Origin of the sequence: Gilliamella sp. G0441, assembly GCF_050589305.1 — a bacterium.
In the GTDB taxonomy this organism is placed as follows: domain Bacteria; phylum Pseudomonadota; class Gammaproteobacteria; order Enterobacterales; family Orbaceae; genus Gilliamella.
Genome location: NZ_JBNRJF010000017.1, coordinates 1 through 18,920, shown reverse-complemented (window position 1 = coordinate 18,920; position 18,920 = coordinate 1). Strand labels below are relative to the sequence as shown.

At 35.8% G+C, this 18,920-nt stretch carries 19 protein-coding genes; 10 read left to right on the top strand and 9 right to left on the bottom strand.

Annotation, left to right across the window (positions count from 1 at the left end; genetic code table 11):
- Nucleotides 1-83: 83 nt before the first annotated feature.
- The 5 genes from ACKJXD_RS11215 to ubiA all read left to right on the top strand — a co-directional run bounded on the left by ACKJXD_RS11215 (nt 84) and on the right by ubiA (nt 5,568).
- The gene (locus ACKJXD_RS11215; protein WP_267360599.1) at nt 84-2,531 is read left to right on the top strand and encodes a DMSO/selenate family reductase complex A subunit; all 2,448 of its coding nucleotides are present in this window, start codon (nt 84-86) and stop codon (nt 2,529-2,531) included.
- Between the two features lie 14 nt (nt 2,532-2,545).
- The gene (locus ACKJXD_RS11210; protein ID WP_430876335.1) at nt 2,546-3,166 is read left to right on the top strand and encodes a DMSO/selenate family reductase complex B subunit; all 621 of its coding nucleotides are present in this window, start codon (nt 2,546-2,548) and stop codon (nt 3,164-3,166) included.
- Nucleotide 3,167: 1 nt separating this feature from the next.
- Nucleotides 3,168-4,007 carry a dimethyl sulfoxide reductase anchor subunit family protein gene (locus tag ACKJXD_RS11205; protein WP_430876331.1) on the top strand — a complete coding sequence of 280 codons (840 nt, stop codon included), beginning with the start codon at nt 3,168-3,170 and terminating at the stop codon, nt 4,005-4,007.
- A 61-nt stretch (nt 4,008-4,068) separates the two neighbouring features.
- On the top strand, nt 4,069-4,629 hold the full coding sequence (locus ACKJXD_RS11200) for a molecular chaperone TorD family protein (protein WP_430876330.1): 561 nt from the start codon (nt 4,069-4,071) through the stop codon (nt 4,627-4,629).
- A gap of 108 nt (nt 4,630-4,737) precedes the next feature.
- Nucleotides 4,738-5,568 (top strand): 4-hydroxybenzoate octaprenyltransferase, encoded by an 831-nt coding sequence (ubiA, locus tag ACKJXD_RS11195; RefSeq protein ID WP_430876329.1) that lies wholly within the window; start codon nt 4,738-4,740, stop codon nt 5,566-5,568.
- A gap of 132 nt (nt 5,569-5,700) precedes the next feature.
- Here ubiA and folP read toward each other — a convergent pair whose 3' ends face one another.
- From folP to rlmE, 3 genes are all read right to left on the bottom strand, one after another.
- Complete coding sequence (folP, locus tag ACKJXD_RS11190) at nt 5,701-6,537, bottom strand: dihydropteroate synthase (RefSeq protein WP_430876328.1); 837 nt, start codon at nt 6,535-6,537, stop codon at nt 5,701-5,703.
- 168 nt (nt 6,538-6,705) lie between these two features.
- Nucleotides 6,706-8,583 (bottom strand): ATP-dependent zinc metalloprotease FtsH, encoded by a 1,878-nt coding sequence (gene ftsH / locus ACKJXD_RS11185; RefSeq protein WP_430876327.1) that lies wholly within the window; start codon nt 8,581-8,583, stop codon nt 6,706-6,708.
- Nucleotides 8,584-8,659: 76 nt separating this feature from the next.
- Nucleotides 8,660-9,286 carry a 23S rRNA (uridine(2552)-2'-O)-methyltransferase RlmE gene (gene rlmE, locus ACKJXD_RS11180; RefSeq protein WP_220216054.1) on the bottom strand — a complete coding sequence of 209 codons (627 nt, stop codon included), beginning with the start codon at nt 9,284-9,286 and terminating at the stop codon, nt 8,660-8,662.
- Nucleotides 9,287-9,384: 98 nt separating this feature from the next.
- On the opposite strand from rlmE, the gene yhbY reads away from it, so the two are divergent.
- A complete protein-coding gene (gene yhbY / locus ACKJXD_RS11175; protein WP_065559637.1) occupies nt 9,385-9,678 on the top strand; it encodes a ribosome assembly RNA-binding protein YhbY in 294 nt (97 codons plus the stop codon).
- Between the two features lie 65 nt (nt 9,679-9,743).
- On the opposite strand, the gene greA is transcribed toward yhbY, so the two are convergent.
- Nucleotides 9,744-10,220 carry a transcription elongation factor GreA gene (gene greA, locus ACKJXD_RS11170; protein WP_065559646.1) on the bottom strand — a complete coding sequence of 159 codons (477 nt, stop codon included), beginning with the start codon at nt 10,218-10,220 and terminating at the stop codon, nt 9,744-9,746.
- A 264-nt stretch (nt 10,221-10,484) separates the two neighbouring features.
- Here greA and ACKJXD_RS11165 point away from each other — a divergent pair, with 264 nt between their 5' ends.
- The 3 genes from ACKJXD_RS11165 to hslO all read left to right on the top strand — a co-directional run bounded on the left by ACKJXD_RS11165 (nt 10,485) and on the right by hslO (nt 13,418).
- The gene (locus ACKJXD_RS11165; RefSeq protein WP_430876326.1) at nt 10,485-12,062 is read left to right on the top strand and encodes a hypothetical protein; all 1,578 of its coding nucleotides are present in this window, start codon (nt 10,485-10,487) and stop codon (nt 12,060-12,062) included.
- A gap of 83 nt (nt 12,063-12,145) precedes the next feature.
- The gene (hslR, locus tag ACKJXD_RS11160; RefSeq protein WP_220216052.1) at nt 12,146-12,553 is read left to right on the top strand and encodes a ribosome-associated heat shock protein Hsp15; all 408 of its coding nucleotides are present in this window, start codon (nt 12,146-12,148) and stop codon (nt 12,551-12,553) included.
- Nucleotide 12,554: 1 nt separating this feature from the next.
- Entirely contained in the window at nt 12,555-13,418 is an 864-nt protein-coding gene (gene hslO, locus ACKJXD_RS11155) for an Hsp33 family molecular chaperone HslO (RefSeq protein ID WP_430876325.1), read from the top strand.
- A gap of 189 nt (nt 13,419-13,607) precedes the next feature.
- Here the strand turns inward: hslO and tsaA are convergent, their stop codons facing one another.
- The 4 genes from tsaA to metN form a co-directional block, all read right to left on the bottom strand.
- Complete coding sequence (gene tsaA / locus ACKJXD_RS11150; protein WP_430876334.1) at nt 13,608-14,336, bottom strand: tRNA (N6-threonylcarbamoyladenosine(37)-N6)-methyltransferase TrmO; 729 nt, start codon at nt 14,334-14,336, stop codon at nt 13,608-13,610.
- 133 nt (nt 14,337-14,469) lie between these two features.
- Nucleotides 14,470-15,372 carry a methionine ABC transporter substrate-binding lipoprotein MetQ gene (gene metQ, locus ACKJXD_RS11145; RefSeq protein WP_430876324.1) on the bottom strand — a complete coding sequence of 301 codons (903 nt, stop codon included), beginning with the start codon at nt 15,370-15,372 and terminating at the stop codon, nt 14,470-14,472.
- Between the two features lie 14 nt (nt 15,373-15,386).
- Complete coding sequence (locus ACKJXD_RS11140) at nt 15,387-16,028, bottom strand: methionine ABC transporter permease (RefSeq protein ID WP_370632183.1); 642 nt, start codon at nt 16,026-16,028, stop codon at nt 15,387-15,389.
- A gap of 112 nt (nt 16,029-16,140) precedes the next feature.
- Entirely contained in the window at nt 16,141-17,172 is a 1,032-nt protein-coding gene (metN, locus tag ACKJXD_RS11135) for a methionine ABC transporter ATP-binding protein MetN (protein ID WP_220216047.1), read from the bottom strand.
- A 117-nt stretch (nt 17,173-17,289) separates the two neighbouring features.
- Here metN and gmhB point away from each other — a divergent pair, with 117 nt between their 5' ends.
- Complete coding sequence (gene gmhB / locus ACKJXD_RS11130) at nt 17,290-17,826, top strand: D-glycero-beta-D-manno-heptose 1,7-bisphosphate 7-phosphatase (RefSeq protein ID WP_430876323.1); 537 nt, start codon at nt 17,290-17,292, stop codon at nt 17,824-17,826.
- Between the two features lie 32 nt (nt 17,827-17,858).
- Here the strand turns inward: gmhB and ACKJXD_RS11125 are convergent, their stop codons facing one another.
- Entirely contained in the window at nt 17,859-18,584 is a 726-nt protein-coding gene (locus tag ACKJXD_RS11125; RefSeq protein WP_430876322.1) for a DUF4184 family protein, read from the bottom strand.
- Between the last annotated feature and the right edge of the window lie 336 nt (nt 18,585-18,920).

The window sequence follows — 18,920 nt, the reverse complement described above, 5'->3', positions numbered from 1 at the left end:
AGACGGTTTATGCCGTTTTCTATTTTATCAGCCCATCTAAAGTATTATGATAAATAAATCCCAAATAGACATAAGGGAACAAAATGAGCAAGTCAGATAATAAGATAACCCGACGAGATTTTTTACAAAAATCGTTAGCAATTGGGAGCGTTGCGGCATTAGCCAATACCATTCAATCCCCATTTGTGTACGCAGAACCTAATGTTAATGACAATGATAGTCTTGCCAGTTCGGATAATGAGGAAAAAATCGTCTATAGTGCTTGTTTAGTTAACTGTGGTAGTCGCTGTCCTCTAAAAGTCCATGTGAAGAATGATATTATTACTAAAATTTCTTCGGAAGACGGAATTAATGATCCTGTCTTTGGTCTGCATCAAATTCGTCCTTGCTTGCGAGGAAGAGCGGTACGTTGGCGAACTTACGATCCTGAGCGTTTAAAATATCCTATGGTGCGAGTGGGTAAGCGTGGTGAAGGTAAATTCAAACGTATTTCATGGAATGAAGCAATCGCTTTATTGGCAAATAAACTCAAGTATACCATTAATCAATATGGCAACGAGTCTATTTATTATCAATATGGTACAGGTACTACAGGTGCAAATATTTCTGGGCGTAGTGCTTGTAAGCGATTCTTGAGTACGATTGGTGGTTACCTTAATTATCATGGTGATTATTCAAGTGGTCAAATAACCGCTATTCAACCTTATATTTATGGCAATGCAAAAGAGTCGTTAATAGACCAAATTAAACATTCTGATCTAGTGGTAATGTTTGGACAAAATATTGCTGAAACCAGAATGTCGGGTGGAGGGCAGGTGACCGAGCTATTCAATGCATTATCACAAAGTAAAGCAAGGGTGATTATTATTGATCCAAGGCGTAGTGAAAGTGTTGTGGGTTACAATGCTGAGTGGATTCCAATTATTCCTGGAACGGATGCCGCTTTAGTTGCTGCAATCGGTTATGCTTTACTAGAAGAAGATAGAATTGATGATGCAATGCTCAATCAATATTGTGTAGGCTGGAATGCTGACTCATTACCTGATAGTGCACCGCCTTTTAGTGATTTTAAATCTTATATTCTTGGATTAGGTGATGACAGAACGCCTAAAACCCCTGAATGGGCAGCTAAAAAGACCGGTATTCCTGCTAAACAAATTCGTCAGCTTGCATTAGATATTGTCAATGCTAAAGCGGCATGGATTTCTCAAGGTTGGGGGGCTCAGCGTTGGCAAAATGGTGAGCATACTACCCGAGCGATTATGATACTGCCAATTATCACGGGTCAGTTTGGCAAACAAGGTACTAATATCGGAACTTGGGGCGGAAGCGTGACTTATCCAGTTCCTGGTCTGAATCTGTTAAATCCGATTAAAACCAGTATTCCATTTTTTTTATGGACTAAAGCGATTGAAGAACCGCAGAACATGACAGCTAAAAATGCTTATATACTGGGTAAAGATAAATTGGATGTTGGTATCAAGTTTATCTGGAGCTATGCAAGCAATGTGATTGGTAATCAGCATGCCGATCTCAATCGAACCCATCAGATTTTACAAGATGAATCAAAATGTGAATTTATTTTGGTTTGGGATACGCATATGACCGCTTCAGCAAGGTATGCCGATTTGTTATTACCTGATGTGTCGTCAGTGGAAAGTCATGATTTAATTAATAATTCCTATGCATCGGGCGCTTATCACTACGTGATTCGTATGCAACAAGCCATTAAGCCGCTTTGGGAAAATCGTCCGGCTTATGATGTGCTAACCGAATTGTCTGAAAAAATGGGTGTTAAAGATAAATTTACGGAAGGACGAACACAAGAGGAGTGGATAGCGTATAGTTATGAAAGAATGCGCAAACAAAATCCTGATTTACCGTCTTTTGCCGAAACAGACGGTATGGGGGTTATTGATCGTAAATTAGCCGATAGTGATAATCACATTGCTTTAAAAGCTTTTCGCGATGATCCCGTTAATCATCCGTTAAATACCCCATCGGGCAAAATTGAAATTTATTCTGAAGCCTTAGCGAAAATTGCGCGTGAATGGGAATTTGAGCAGGATGATAAACTTTATCCTATCCCAGCTTATTTACCCGCAATTGAAGGAAGCGAAGATAAGCTGAAACAAGAAAAATACCCATTACAGTTAATTGGATTTCATATTAAAGGACATTGCCACTCGTCTTATAGCAATCTCCCTCAATTGCGTGAGGCTGTTGCCAGTAGTCTGTGGATCAATCCCATTGATGCTCAGCAGAGACACATAAAGCATGGTCAATTAGTCGAAGTTTTTAACGATCGCGGTCGATTATATATACCTGCAAAAGTAACGCCACGCATATTACCCGGAGTGATTGCCATTCCACAAGGGTTATGGGCAAAAACCAATGCAGTGGGTATCGATATTGGGGGGTGTGTCAATCGATTAACTTCATTGCGTCCTTCGGTATTGGCAAAATCAAATTCACAACATACCAATTTGGTTGATATCAAACCAATATCCAGTATGTCTTCGGCATCATAAGTCACAGGGAGATGATGAAAATGCAATATGGATTCTTTATTGATTCTTCCAAATGTACCGGATGTAAAACCTGCCAAGTCAGCTGTAAAGACGAGAAAGATAATGCGCTTGGGGTGCATTTTCGACGAGTCTATGAATATGGTGGTGGCGCATGGCAGCAAGTAGCTGGAATTTGGCAGAATGATACATTTACTTATTATTTGTCGATCGCCTGTAACCATTGTGATGAGCCGACTTGCGTACAAGGCTGCCCTACGGGGGCAATGCACAAACGCAAGCAAGATGGCTTAGTGGTTGTCAATCAAGATGTGTGTATCGGGTGTCGGTATTGTGAAATGCGTTGTCCTTATGGTGCACCACAGTATGATCATCAAAAGCGTGTCATGTCAAAATGCGATGGCTGTTATGAACGTGTTGCCGAAGGATTAAAGCCCGTGTGTGTCGAATCTTGTCCGCAACATGCTTTAGATTTTGACGAGATAGGCAAATTACGTGAACGTTATGGTAATGAACGTAATATTGCTCCTTTGCCTAATGCTGAGCTAACTAAACCCAATATTGTGATTAAACCCCATGCACAAGCTAAGAGTTCGGGTGATACATTGGGTAAAGTGCTCAATCCAGAGGAGGTTTAATATGCATGAATTACCACTCGTTTTTTTTACGGTATTGGGGCAATTATCTGCGGGAATGGTATTGCTGAGTAGCTTGTCTTGTTTCATCAATCATTCACAAGCTAAACAAGTTATTAGACAAAAAATTAATGGGTTAGCACTGCTTTTTATGGCTCTTGGTATGCTAATTGCCTCATTCCATTTGGGGCATCCTATGCGTGCCTTCAATGTGATTTTGGGTATCGGTCGTTCGCCAATGAGTAATGAAATTTTTACCTTTAGTGTATTGTTTGGAGTTACGCTTGTATCCTTGTTACTCAATTATTTTGCTCTTAATCCCAATAGTGAAAAACTTGATATTATTAAGCCGCTTTGTTTAAAGATAAATCGCATCCCTTATATAAATCAACTATTAGCGATCGTGTTGATGATACTAAGTTTAGTGTCTGTTTGGACGATTGTTTTAACGTATAGATTACCCACAGTGAAAACGTGGGATACTGTTTATACACCGATTCAAATGTATCTAACGATGCTGGCATTAGGTGGTATTGCTAGTGCTAGGGTTGGGCTATATCGATTAGGAACTGGTGCTTTTATTATTGGCGTTTTATTAATTGTGCTGTCAAAGGTACCTTATTTTAATTTAATGACTTCAATCAGTCCGGCGCTGGCTAATGCGCAATTGAGTTGGATGATAATCGAGTGCATTTTATTAATCGTGGCGCTAATGTTGATTATTTTTAGTTGTTGGCGAACAAAATATATGACGATACTTTGTACTACAGCCTTTGCTTGTACTTTTTTGGGGGAGGTTTGTGGACGCATTGCATTTTATAATTTATGGTCAATACCGCTATAATCATTGAAGCTAATTACTCATAGCAAATTAAGTCATTTTATAATGAATAAGAGAGATAAGATTGGATAATTTAACTACCGCCACCTTAGCAAAAATCATTGGGGCATTTTTTTACTATTCTCCTCGAAGTGATACCGTCAAACCGTTGATTGAGGCTTTACTCCAAATCGATCAGCTGGCTAATTGGCAAAATCCCAAATTAATTTGTCAGCAATGTCAAAGATTGGCGGCAGAATTATCCCATCAAGATCTTGATTATCAATTTTCACTGTTATTTGAAGGACAAGGTGAAATGCTTGCCCCACCTTGGGGATCGGTCTATTTGGATCAAGAAAAGTTATTAATGGGGGAATCACAAGAACGTTATCGTGAATTTTTACAGCAACAAGGGTTAATGCTGTCTACTGGTATGAATGAGCCTGAAGATCAGTTTGGATTAATGTTAATGGCATTTGCATTACTGTTGGAAAAAAATCAGCCACAAACAGCAAAACAATTATTAAATGAACATTTATTTACGTGGTCTACTTACTATTTAAACCAATTAAAACATAATCAAATTAGTCCGTTTTATGCTGCTCTTGCCGTTATTGCAGAACAATATTTAGAGATGCTTCAATGAGCCTGCTTGTTAATTGTAGCAATTAATTTGACTCAATTATTGAGAGCGTTACAGTTTTTGAAGGAAAAGGTATAATTTCTCCATTGTTATATAAGATAGAAATCAGATATGTTAGCTTATTTACAACTTATGCGGTTAGATAAACCAATTGGAATCTTGCTATTGCTTTGGCCAACTATAACGGCAATTTGGCTTGCAAATCCTCATCCGCCAGTTGAACTTGTTGTTATCTTTGTACTGGGTGTTGTTGTGATGCGAGCGGCAGGGTGTGTGGTAAATGATTATGCCGATCGCCATTTTGATGCGCATGTGGAGCGAACCCAACACCGCCTGTTAGCGCAAGGCGTATTAACCGCAAAGAATGCTTTATGGACATTATTGATATTGTTGTTAATGGCTGCTTGTTTATTATTCTTTTTAAATACTTTGTCGTGGATGATTGCTGGCTGTGCATTGTTAACTGCAATGATTTACCCGTTTATGAAGCGTTATACCTACTTTCCGCAAATAGTATTAGGGATTGCATTTAGTTGGAGCATTCCAATGGTCTATGCGGCCACAATTGAACAGTTCCCGTTAACCTGTTGGTTATTGTGTTTGGCAAATATTTGTTGGACAGTTGCTTATGATACGGAATATGCCATGGTTGATCGCAATGATGATATCAAAATTGGCATTAAATCAACGGCTGTTTTGTTTGGGCACTATGATAAATTGATAATTGGCATTTTACAGATAATAACGGTGATTTGTTTGATAATTATTGGTTTTAATCATCATTTGTCTTTTATTTATTATAGTGGAATATCGATCATGTCGTTACTGTTTCTTTATCAACAATGGTTAATAAACGATCGTGATAGAACTCGATGCTTCAAAGCTTTTCAAAATAATAATTATGTCGGTTTAGTGATGTTTTTAAGTGTTGTTATTGTTTAATGATTATTAGAAACAGTAATACCAAAAGTTGAAAATTCTTAAGAATAAAACAAAAAGGGATTTTTATCTTATTTGTCTAAAAATTCCCTTTTTAACAAAATAACGGCTTATTTTGTTGAAGTTAAACCCCGTTTATTCCTGTTCAGCTAAAGTAGCTTGAACAATTCGCAGTGCATCAAAGGTTTCTTTTACATCATGCACTCGAATAATCTGTGCACCCTTCATCGCTGCAATTACTGCACAAGAAACACTACCTAACATACGTTCTTTAGGCGGAACATTTAATACTTGTCCAATCATGGATTTTCGAGACATGCCAACTAATAGCGGTAAATGAAAGTGATGAAATTTTTCAAGTGTTGCTAGTAATCGATAATTGTGTGCTAATGTTTTACCAAAGCCAAAACCCGGATCAAGAATAATTTTTTCTCGCTCAATCCCTGCATTGATGCAACGATTGATATGTTGGGCAAAAAATTGATCGACTTCATGATAGATGTCTTGCTGATAATGTGGCGCATTTTGCATGGTTTGAGGATCGCCTTGCATATGCATAATGCAAACTGGTAATCCTGTTTGGGCTGCGGCTTCGACTGCACCAGACTCTGTTAATGCTCGTATATCATTAATTAAGTGGGCTCCTGCTTTTGCTGACTCTGTCATAACTTGAGGTTTAGAGGTATCAACGGAAATCCAAACATCAAAATAGCGAGCCACTTTTTCAACTAAAGGCACTACTCTATCGAGCTCTTCTTCAACAGATACGATGGCTGCACCAGGGCGTGTTGATTCGCCGCCTATATCAATAAATGTTGCGCCTGCTTGTATCATATTATCAACTCGACGCATGGCATCATCAAGATTGTTATAATTACCGCCATCAGAAAACGAATCCGGCGTCATGTTTACGATACCCATTACTTGAGGAAAAGAGAGATCCATAATTTGATTGTTGAAACGAATTTCCATGATTATGCCTTATTTAAGTCATCTGCTACTCAATTTTGCTATCGTTAAACTTAGTTATAAGCTAAATAATAGCAAAATCATTTAAGCTTGTTACCTGTTTTTATTTTAGATTTTTCTGAGTTATCCGATAAAAAACGCGCCGTAGCGCGTTATAGAAATTAAAACAGATTAATCATCCGATTCAGGTGGTGTATCACGACCCTCATTTGGAACTTCTTGTGCTGCTTTTTCATCATTGGCTGTCCAACCCTCTGGTGGCGTGACTGGCTGGCGATTCATCAGTTCATCAACCTGTTTTTTATCAATTGTTTCATATTTAAGTAAAGCATCTTTCATTGCATGAAGAATATCAATATTTTCGGTTAGTGTTGTTTTAGCTCGTTGATAGTTTCGTTGCAGGATTGCATTAACTTCTTCATCAATAATTTTAGCTGTAGCATCAGATATTTTCTTCATGACTCCATAAGAAGTCTCTTCATATTCAAACAATGCAGGTGGTAAACGATCTGAGAAACCCCATCGTGTAACCATTGATCTGGCTGTATTTGAAGCGAATTGTATATCACTAGAAGCACCAGAGGTAATTTTATCTTCGCCATAAATTAAGCCTTCAGCAATTCGTCCTGCATAAGCTGTCGAAATTTCTGATTCTAACTGAGTACGGGTTTTACTAATTTGATCGCCTTCTGGTAAGAAGAAGGCGACACCTAACGCCCCGCCACGAGGAATAATCGTGACTTTATGGAGCGGATTATGTTCTGGCATTAAATAACCCACAATTGCGTGACCCGCTTCATGATAAGCCGTATTGGTTAATTGCTCTTTTGTCATGGATAATGAACGACGTTGAGTACCCATATCGATTTTATCTTTGGCTTCTTCAAACTCATCCATCGTGACTAAACGTTTATTACGGCGAGCGGCAAATAGTGCTGCTTCGTTAACTAAATTAGCTAATTGAGCACCAGAATAATTTGGCGTTCCACGCGCTAATACTGCTAGATTAACATCAGACCCTAAAGGCACTTTACGTACATGTACTGCCAGAATTTGCTCACGACTTTTTAAGTCAGGTAAATCAATTTGAACTTGACGGTCAAAACGACCTGGACGAAGTAATGCAGGATCGAGAATATCAGCACGGTTTGTTGCTGCAATCATAATAATGCCACTGTTAGCTTCAAAACCATCCATTTCAACTAACATTTGGTTTAGGGTTTGTTCGCGTTCGTCATGACCGCCCATTGAACCCGCTCCACGTTTGCGACCAACAGCATCAATTTCATCAATAAAGATAATACAAGGTGAATGTTTGCGGGCTTGTTCAAAGAGATCACGTACCCGTGATGCGCCCACACCAACGAACATTTCAACAAAGTCGGAACCTGAAATACTAAAGAAAGGCACATTGGCTTCACCGGCAATGGCTCTAGCTAACAATGTTTTACCAGTACCCGGTGGCCCAACCATTAAAATACCTTTTGGTATACGTCCACCTAATTTTTGGTATTTCCCTGGATCACGTAAAAAATCGACCACTTCTGTTACTTCTTGCTTGGCTTCTTCACTGCCTGCGACATCGGTAAATTTGGTTTTTACTTGATCTGGTGCTAACATCCGAGCTTTACTTTTACCCACCGACATTGGTCCACCTTTACCACCGCCTTGCATTTGACGCATGACAAAGATCCAAAATCCGATTAATAAAATAATGGGGAACCAAGAGATTAAAATACTTGCTAACAAACTTGGTTTTTCATCTGGGCTACCATAAACGGCAACTTTATTTAAGACTAAGTCATCCATTAATTTTTCATCAAAATAGGGAATGTAAGTCACATAATTACTATTACCTTTTGTTGTGGCAATAATTTCGCGCCCATTAATATGCACTTCTTGGATTTTACCACTGGTGATATCGGAATTAAATTGAGTATAATTGACTTGAGGACCGCTATTTGATACTGAGCTGAATTGATTAAATACAGCTATCAATACTACAGCAATAATTCCCCAGATCAGTAAATTCTTTACCATGTCGTTCAAAAGAAAAACCTCTCATAAAAATTAACAGTTACGACTAAAATTAGGAAGTAATGTTACTACAAAATTGTGCTACTGGCTACTTCATACCCATTGCAACGATATAAACTTCTCTCGATCGTGATCTTGACGCTTCAGGTTTACGAATCTTAACGGTTTTAAACATCGTTCTTACTTGTTTTAAATAATCTTCAAATCCTTCACCTTGAAATACTTTGACAATAAAATTGCCGTTTGGGGCAAGGACATCTCGACACATATCTAAGGCAAGTTCAACTAAATACATTGCTCTGGGAATATCAACAGCAGGTTGACCACTCATATTCGGAGCCATATCTGACATGACGACTTGTACTTTTTCTTCACCAACACGGTCAAGTAGAGCTTTAAGCACGGCTTCGTCTCGGAAATCACCTTGTAGGAAATCAACACCGACAATCGGATCCATCGGTAATAAATCGCAAGCGATAATTCGTCCTTTGCTACCAATAACAGACGCCACATATTGTGACCATCCACCAGGCGCTGCGCCTAGATCAACAACGGTTATGCCGGGTTTAAATAATTTGTCACTTTTTTGAATTTCTTCTAATTTGAACCATGCTCGCGATCGTAAACCTTTTTTTTGTGCTTGTTGCACAAAGCGATCATTAAAATGTTCATTAAGCCAACGAGTCGAGCTTGCTGAGCGTTTTTTGTTACTCACAGGGAATAAATCCTTATAGTAAAGAGTTCACTTCAATTGATTACAAATATATATAAGGGTAGAATAACAAAATTGCAACTTAATGTGATAAAAAAATAATGAATTTATCAAATAAACAAAAACAGTATTTAAAAGGTGAAGCTCATCATTTAAAACCGATTGTCATGATCGGCGCTAATGGGTTTACTGAAGGTGTGCTTGCAGAGATTGAAAATGCGTTAAACTTTCATGAGTTAATTAAGATCAAGGTGTCTGCTGAAGATAGAGAGACAAAAAAGCTTATTTGTGAGGCTATCATACGTGAAACGCATGCCCTTGCAGTACAACAAGTTGGTTCTATTTTTACCATTTTTAGACCAAGTGAAGAGAAAAAAATCACTTTACCTAAATAATACGATTAATAAACAGGGTATTCGCCCTGTTTATCATTATCAAATGACCAAGTAGAATTCACCTTTTAAATATATTCTACTTTAACAATATCAAACTCTACATCGCCACCAGGCGTTTTGATTTGTACTGTGTCACCATCTTCTTTACCAATTAATCCTCTGGCAATAGGGGAATTAACCGAAATGAGATTTTGTCGATAGTCAGCTTCATCATCACCCACAATTCGATAAGTGGTTTCTTCATCAGTATCCACATTGATAACAGTGACGGTAGCACCAAAAATAATTCTGCCAGTGTTTTTGACTTTGGTAATGTCTATAATTTGTGCTTGTGATAACTTTCCTTCAATTTCTTGAATACGTCCTTCACAAAAACCTTGTTGTTCTCTTGCTGCATGATACTCTGCATTTTCTTTTAAATCACCGTGTGCTCTTGCTTCGGCTATTGCTGCTGTAATTTGAGGTCTTTTAACATTTTTTAGCTCTTCAAGTTCAGCACGTAATAATTCAGCTCCCTTTACTGTCATTGGGATTTGTTTCATTTGTGTTTCTCCCGCTTTATTTATATTAAATAAAAACAATCCCTCATCTTACTTTAAATAAAGGCAGAGTGATCGATTCCATTTGGTATTTTAACGTTTCAATTATCAATATTTATATATTAACTGCAAAACTCATGTAACGACAAATCATTTATATCAAAATAAGATGCTATTTCATCTAAAATCGTTTATCGTAGTATCATTGTGAACGGCTTATTATAACAATTTAATTTATTTATGCGACGAATACGATTTTACATAATCATGTTTTTGTTCATTGTTTGGTCTTTGATTTTACTAACATATTTTTTAGTACAGACGGCTTTTGGGGCAAAAATAATAAGTGAGCAATTATCAAAATTAAGTTCCTATACTATCTCAATTGGTCATGTTCACCATTCTCCTTTAAATGTTTATGAATTTGTGTTGGATGATGTTATCGTTAGTGATAATCAACAACAGATTGCTAATATTTCTAAATTAGTCATCGGATTAGACAAAAATGATTTGTGGCAATTAAACCATTTTAATTATATTACTGTTATTGATGGAACATTGAATGAAACTAAACTTGAAAATTATAATTTTTCAGCAAATTTCTTAAAATTCATTAATTCAACTGCTACGATTTCTGTTAACGATGGCGCGGATAAAATCAAATTTCAACAAGCAAATGGTGGAATCAAGCCATTTTCCTTTTCAAACACCGAAAAATATCAATTTGAATTTACTTTAAACAAATTCCAATTTAATGAATTTGATATTAATTCGGTTGTTATTGAAGGTTTTCATCGAGATGGTGTAACGACCATAACAAATTTAGGTGGAAATATTGAAAATGGATTTTTCATAAGTAAATTAAAAATACTTGCAGATAAAAGTTGGGATATTGAGCAATTAAAATTAAATAATATCCATTATGAATCTCACATAAATAATTTTTGGGAAGCCTATGCAACATATTTGCCCACTTTTACTGTTCACCAATTATCGATATTTGAAAGTAGTTTACAACTTCCTTCTCTTTTAATAGAAAAGGGGAATTTAGAGGCGAAAAATATTCATTTTAATAAAGAAGGATATTTTGACCAAAGTGCTGTAACGTTCAGTGCAGACAATGTTGTTTGGTATGATAATTTATTTTCTTCAGTACTACTTCAATTAAAACTTGATGAAAATAATATTGAAATTCAAAAAGCAATAGCAACTTGGAATAAAGGAAATATTAACTTTAAAGGAAGTTGGCATAATGATGTTTTAAAGTTAGATCAGCTAACTCTGGCGGGTGTAATTTATCAATTACCTAAACCGTTTGAACATTTTAATTTACCAGAAATATTTAGCAGAATTGAAATTGGAAAATTATCTGTTCTTCCTAGTATGATATTAAATGTTGATCCAAATTATCCATTTACATTTACAAATTGCGAGGGAACGGGCTCAAATATTACAATAGTAAAAGGTAAAAATTTAGGCTTAGAATCTGGAAAACTCAGTTTTATGGCTGAAAGAGGTTCAGTCAATAGTGTGGAAATTAATCATCCCGATTTGGTTATAGATTATGATTCAGATAATCATAATTCATTTAACTTCAATGGTCTGGTTAACGATGGTGTGCTTGAAATAAAAGCAAATCTTAATTCTACCCAAACAGAGTTTTCATCTTTTGTACTTAAGGCATCTAATATCTCAAGTCAATTATTAACGGACTTAAAATTAGTAAAAGACGTTCCTGAAGTGACTAATTATACTGCTGAATTATATGGGAAGTTTGCACCATTTAGTTTAATAGGTGCAATAATTTTCAATAATACTAATTTTGGCATTAAACCTGACAATTGATTTTTATAAAGTGGACCTTATATATTAAAAATGTTTGAAATGCTTTTTTTGTCTTATAAAACTGAATTAGTGATAAACAAAAAATGAAAAATATGGTTCCAGTAAGATTAGATAAATGGTTGTGGGCTGCACGGTTTTATAAAACGCGTTCACTCGCTCGTGAAATGGTCGAGGGGGGAAAAGTTCACTATAATGGTCAACGAACTAAACCTAGTAAGATAGTGGAAGTCGGTGCAATATTGACCCTTCGGCAAGGTTCAGATCAAAAAACAATTAAAATTCTTGCAATTAATGAGCAGCGGAGACCTGCGCAAGAAGCTCAATTACTTTATCAAGAAACACCAGAAAGCTTAGATAAACGTGAAAAAATTGCCGAAGCACGTAAGCTTAATGCATTAACCATGCCACATCCTGATAGAAAGCCGGATAAAAAAGAGCGGCGTAATTTAATAAAATTTAAATATGATAGACAACAAGGCGACAAAAATTGATATGGATACTTTAAATCGATTTATCTTTGATAATCACCCTGTTCGTGGTGAAATAACTCGTTTAGAACAAACTTACCAAGCAATTTTAGATAACCATAATTATCCTGTAGCAGTACAAAATTTATTGGGTGAGTTACTGGTTGCGACGAGTTTATTAACCGCAACCTTAAAATTTGAAGGCGATATTGCGGTTCAATTACAAGGTGATTGTCCTCTGCGTTTAGCGGTTGTTAATGGCAATCATCATCAACAATTACGTGGGGTAGCTCGGGTTAATGGTGACATTGCTGATAATGCGTCACTGAAAGATATGGTGGGTAATGGCTATATTGTAATTACCATTACGCCCAAGAATGGAGAACGCTATCAAGGTATTGTCGGACTTGAAAAAGAGACGCTAATAGGATGTATTGAAAATTACTTCATGCAGTCTGAACAGTTGCCAACTAGATTATTTGTTAAAACAGGTGTTTACAATAATAAACCAATGGCTGCCGGCATATTATTGCAAGTGTTACCAGCTAATGAAAATACTGAAGATTCTTTTGATCATCTATGCGCTTTAACCGAAACAATCACGAGCGATGAATTATTTAAACTAACCAGTGATGAAATTTTATATCGCCTTTATAATCAAGAACAAGTTCGACTGTTTGAAACTGAGAATGTTACATTTAAATGTGGTTGTTCTCGGCAACGTTTTGAAGATAGTCTAGTAACAATACCGCAAAATGAAATTGATGAAATTCTCAAAGAGGATGGCGGTAAGATTGATATCCTATGTGACTATTGTGGTAAGCATTATATCTTTGATGAAATTGATATTGCAAAAATGAGAAACAAGCAACACGTCAATTACCACTAATTAATCATTTCTTTTTGATATAAATGATGTTATTAGAGTAAAAACGGTCAGCTATTTAATAGTTGACCCTCTCCTTTATTAAATTTTAAATTCATTTTTCTTATTTATTAATATATCGATAGCTAAAAGTGCACAGCGTTCTGAGATCTATTACATTTCTTATATGTAGGAAAATTCTCAAATAAAATATTAGGTAACGGATTTAAGGTCAGGATTGATACAAATATCTTGAACTACTACATGTTGCTGGGCTATTTGCCATTGAATATTGAAATTATACAAGCATATACCATATGTCTGTTTTTCAGTATTATGATGCTTATAGGCTGGTCTAGGATCTTGAGCTATAACTTGGGTAATTAACTCTTTCAATTGAGGATAACTTTGTTGATGTAAAGAGATGGATTCTAATGCTTGAGAAGAAAATTCAACTGTTAATTTTTTTTCTGGAGACGTTTGTGCATAGCCAGCAGTGGCATCTGGATAACTATCACAATAAGGTAGATAGGGTTTTATATCGATTATAGGTGTGCCATCAACTAAATCTAAACTTCCTAATTTTAAAATAACTTGTTTATTTTTAATGACTATGTCTTTTAATTCTACTGCTGAAAGCCCGATATGATTGGGTCTAAATGGGGAACGAGTTGCAAATACGCCTAACGTTTTATTTCCACCTAAACGAGGAGGACGAACGGTTAAGCGCCACTTGTTCTGATCTATATGGTGGAATTGAAATAGCAACCATAAATGTGAAAACTGTTCTAATCCTTTAACACTATTAGGATCGTTATAAGGTGCCAATAAATGAAGTTCTCCATGTCCAGCAGGAACTAAATTCGGTTGTCTGGGTACAGCAAATTTTTCGCTATAAGGGGAATGTATAATACCAATGGGATCTATATGCCAGGTCATGATCTTAACTATGCTCTACTGAGTTAATGTATGGTCTGCAGTATATTACTCAATAACTCTATCTATTTTGTCTTTAATTGTTTCCGCCGACCTTAAATCGGCGGATTTTTGATTTAGTAATGTTTTTGGTAAGTTATTACCAACCACGAATAGCACCACCATTAAAAATTTGATCTGCCTTTTGCGCTACAGCATCAGTTTGGTAAGCTTTCACAAAATTTTTGATATTCTCGTTATCTTTATCGGCTTCACGGGCAACGATAATATTAACGTAAGGGGATTCTTTATCTTCAACAAAAATGCCATCTTTACTTGGCGTTAAATTTGCTTGTCCGGCAAATGCATTATTGATAATAGCAAGGTCAACTTGTGCATCGTCTAAAGAGCGTGGCAACATAGGTGCTTCAAGCTCAACAAGTTTATAATTATTAGGATTACTGGTGATATCTAAAACTGTCGGTAATAAACCTTTTGATTTATCAACGGTAATTAATCCTTCATGTTGTAATAACAGTAGTGCACGACCTAAATTAGTTGGATCATTTGGAATCGCAATGGTTGAGTTAGCTGGAATAAAGAAAGTTTCGCCACGCGGAGATGTCACTTTCACGCCTTCACCCGTTGGCGTAGCATTGTCGATTGGTTTAAGCTTATGAGAATAACTTGCAATTGGGTAAACAAATGAATTACCGACAACAGCTAATTTGTAACCACGCTCTTTCATTTGCTCATCTAAATAAGGTTTATGTTGGAAGGCATTTACGTCAATTAATCCATCATTTAATGCTTGATTAGGGGTGACATAATCATTGAAAATAACCAACTCAACATCTAAATGATAAAGATCCTTAGCTTGTTGTTTTACCACTTCGGCTACTTCTTGTTCGGGCCCTGAAATAACACCGACTTTAAGTGTAGTCATATTATCTGATTGATTTGAATTGTTATTTTCCGATACTGTTTGTTTACTATGATCACAACCCGTTAAAAAAAAGGCACTTACTAAGGTGGTAATTAATGCTAGCTGTTTAATTGACATAATTTTCTCCAAAATTAATGATGAGTTACGCGTTTTACAATGGCATTTCCTATAAATTGAATAATAAATACGATAATGATTAAGATAACTAAAACTGTATTCATTATAGCAGGCTTGTATCCATTGTAACCATATTGAATTGCCAATTGACCAAGACCACCTGCACCAACAGCGCCTGCCATGGCAATATAACCCGTTAGCGTAATTAAAGTAATTGTCATACTATTAACAATGACCGGTAAGGATTCAGGTAATAATACTTTATAAATGATTTGAAATGGCGTTGCACCCATTGAGCGAGCTGCTTCAATCAAACCTTTTGGAACATCTAATAATGCATTTTCAATCATGCGAGCGATTAATGGTGAAACACCTATACTTAGTGGCACAACAGCAGCTTGTTTACCAATAAACGTTCCCATTAAGAAAGTTGTAAAAGGAATAATCCAAACAATCAATATAATAAAAGGTATTGAACGAAATATATTCGTTATAAATGAAATAACACTATTAGCGATATAACAATCTAAAATTTGTCCTTTACGAGTGGTATAAAGAAGTATACCAATTGGTAATCCAATAACGGTTCCCCAAAATCCAGATAAGATAACCATATAAAGTGTTTCATCCGTTGCTTGTGCCATTTTAAATAACATGGCTTCATTAAAACCATTAAAAGAAGAGCAAAAAGCGACAAAATCACCCCAAAAATTGTAGTGTGCTAAATATCGAAATAAGGTTTCGAAAGGTTTAAAAGAAGGAATAAAACTAAACATAACCAAGCACCTCTACGTTGGTGTTATTTTTTTCTAAAAATTCAATTGCGGATTCAATACTTTTCGTCTCGCCCTTCATTTCCGCTAGCATTAAACCAAATTTAACGCCACCAGCGTAATCCATCTGAGCGCTAATAATATTGCTTTCGATATTGAATTGTTGAGCAATTTGCGATAACAGCGGTAAATCAACCGAAACACCTGAAAACTCTAGGCGTACTAGGGGATTAAGTCCTTCTCTATACTTTTTTGATAGCTTAGTTAAATAGTCATCAGGAATGTTTAAATGTAAAGTAGATTGAATAAATTGACGGGCAATATCGGTTTTAGCATGGGAAAACATTTCACCTACTGATGATTGTTCAATTAACTCTCCATTGCTAATAACGGCAACTTGATCGCAAATCTGTTTAACGACATCCATTTCATGGGTAATTAATAAGATTGTTAATTCAAGTTTCTGGTTGATTTCTTTTAATAAAGTTAAAATCGAACGCGTTGTTTCTGGATCAAGGGCACTGGTTGCTTCATCACACAATAATACTTTTGGGTCACTTGCCAAGGCTCGTGCGATAGCAACACGTTGCTTTTGTCCACCAGATAAATTGGCTGGATAGACATTTGCTTTTTCAGTCAAACCAACTAACGCGATTAGTTCATCGACTTTTTGCTTAATCTTAGCTTTGGGTGTCCGATTAAGTTCAAGAGGAAAAGCAATATTATCAAATACGGTACGTGATGAGAGAAGATTAAAATGTTGAAAAATCATGCTGATTTTTCGACGAACAGGAATTAATTGTCGATTAGATAGATTGGTTATCTCTTGATTGTCTAAAAAAATTTTACCACTTGTCGGCTTTTCTAACAGATTGACACAGCGAATCAATGTACTTTTTCCAGCGCCTGATTTACCGATAACCCCATAAATTTTACCTTTGGGTACATTAATAGTAATATCCTTTAATGCGTGGATTAACGTATTATTATGTTCAAAAGTTTTCGAAATATGTTGTAATTGTATCATAATATATAAAAGCAAAATGCGAATAGTTGAATATTAAGACGTCTAGACATCTAAGTCAATCAATAATATATTATGCAAATTAGGGTAAATACCTAAATAAAAGGAAAATGAGTAAATATGAAGCCTGCTATTTTTTTAGATCGTGATGGGACAATAAACATCGATTATAACTATGTGCATACAATTGATAAATTCCACTTTATTGACGGCGTAATTGAGGCAATGCAAGAGCTCAAAAAAATGGGTTTCTTGTTAGTTATTACCACCAATCAATCTGGAATTGCCAGAAACAAATTTTCTGAAGAGCAATTTCATACTTTAACTGAATGGATGGATTGGTCGTTACAAGACAGAGGTGTTGACTTAGATGGTATCTATTATTGTCCACATGATCCACTAGTCGATCATTGTGAATGTCGAAAACCAAGTCCCGGTATGATTCAAACCGCAGCGAAAGAGTTAGGCATTGATATTGCTAATTCCTATATGGTGGGCGATAAACTTTCAGATCTATTATCAGGTAAAAGGGCTGGGGTCAAAAAAACCGTTTTAGTGAAAACGGGCGACCCAATCACTGAAGAAGTCGTTGCTCAAGCCGATTGGGTAATCGATAGTTTGGCGGATTTACCTAATAAAATAAAAGCAGAATTTTAACATTCTAAAACAATACTATTCTATTACGGTGTTTAAAATAAACACCGTATAATTCTCAATACAAGTGGTGCTAATATTAATCCTAAAAATAGTGCATCAATAAAGTTCACCACATTTTGACCAAAAGTATGGATAGTATTAGCGAAAAAAAGAGAGAAACCACTTATAACGATCATCATAACCAAACCCCAATATAGAAAACTAACCGTATTCCTTTTATCAGTCATGATCGGTAATCTAAGAATAAAGAGGCATATTAAACTCATTCCGACCAAAGTACTGCCATGCTGTAGTAATTGGTAGATAGGAATATCAATATTGTTTAGGGAAATTGACTGTTGTAAAAAAGGAATGTGTTTTACTACAAAACCCGTTAAGTGAGTAAAACTATCCCAACCAATATGAGACAATATGCCTATTACTGCTGATGTCAAAACAATAAACCAATGATGCAAGCAATACTGATTCCAATTAAAAGTAAGATAATGAGCAAATCGTTTAAAAAGGAAATGAGGCAAATTTTTGATTAGTTCATTACGAATGATGGAATGAAAGATAAAAGCAACCATTAATGTTATTGGCAGATCAAAATAAACAATACCAAATAAAGTATGGCTCATATCACTTTTTATTTTCATTCTAAGAAAATATTCAAAGTCAGGAGACATGCTACCTATAATTAAGGCTGTCATGGAAAAAAATTGAGGCTTTTTATTAAAAGGTAAAACAATTGCTGGGTGTGCGAAAGTAAAAGGCATATGCAAAATCCATCTTAAAAAGTTAGCCTAAAGCAAACATATCATAACTGACATAATAAATAATAATAAAGAAAGTTTGTAAAATTTGTATAGGATCAGTTTGTTTTCAATACGGCATGGGTAAAAAAAACACAAACAGAAATAAAATTGCAATAAACGCTTGCATGATTTTTTTAAGGCTCTATAATGCGCATCCACTGACACGGCGTCAGCGAAAGCAGGCGGTAAAAGAGGTTAGTGAGCAGGATCAAAAATTTTGAAAAAAGATCTTGACGAATAAAAAGGTGTAGCGTAGTATACGCAGCCCTTGAGACAGTAAAAGCGAAAGCAAAAAAA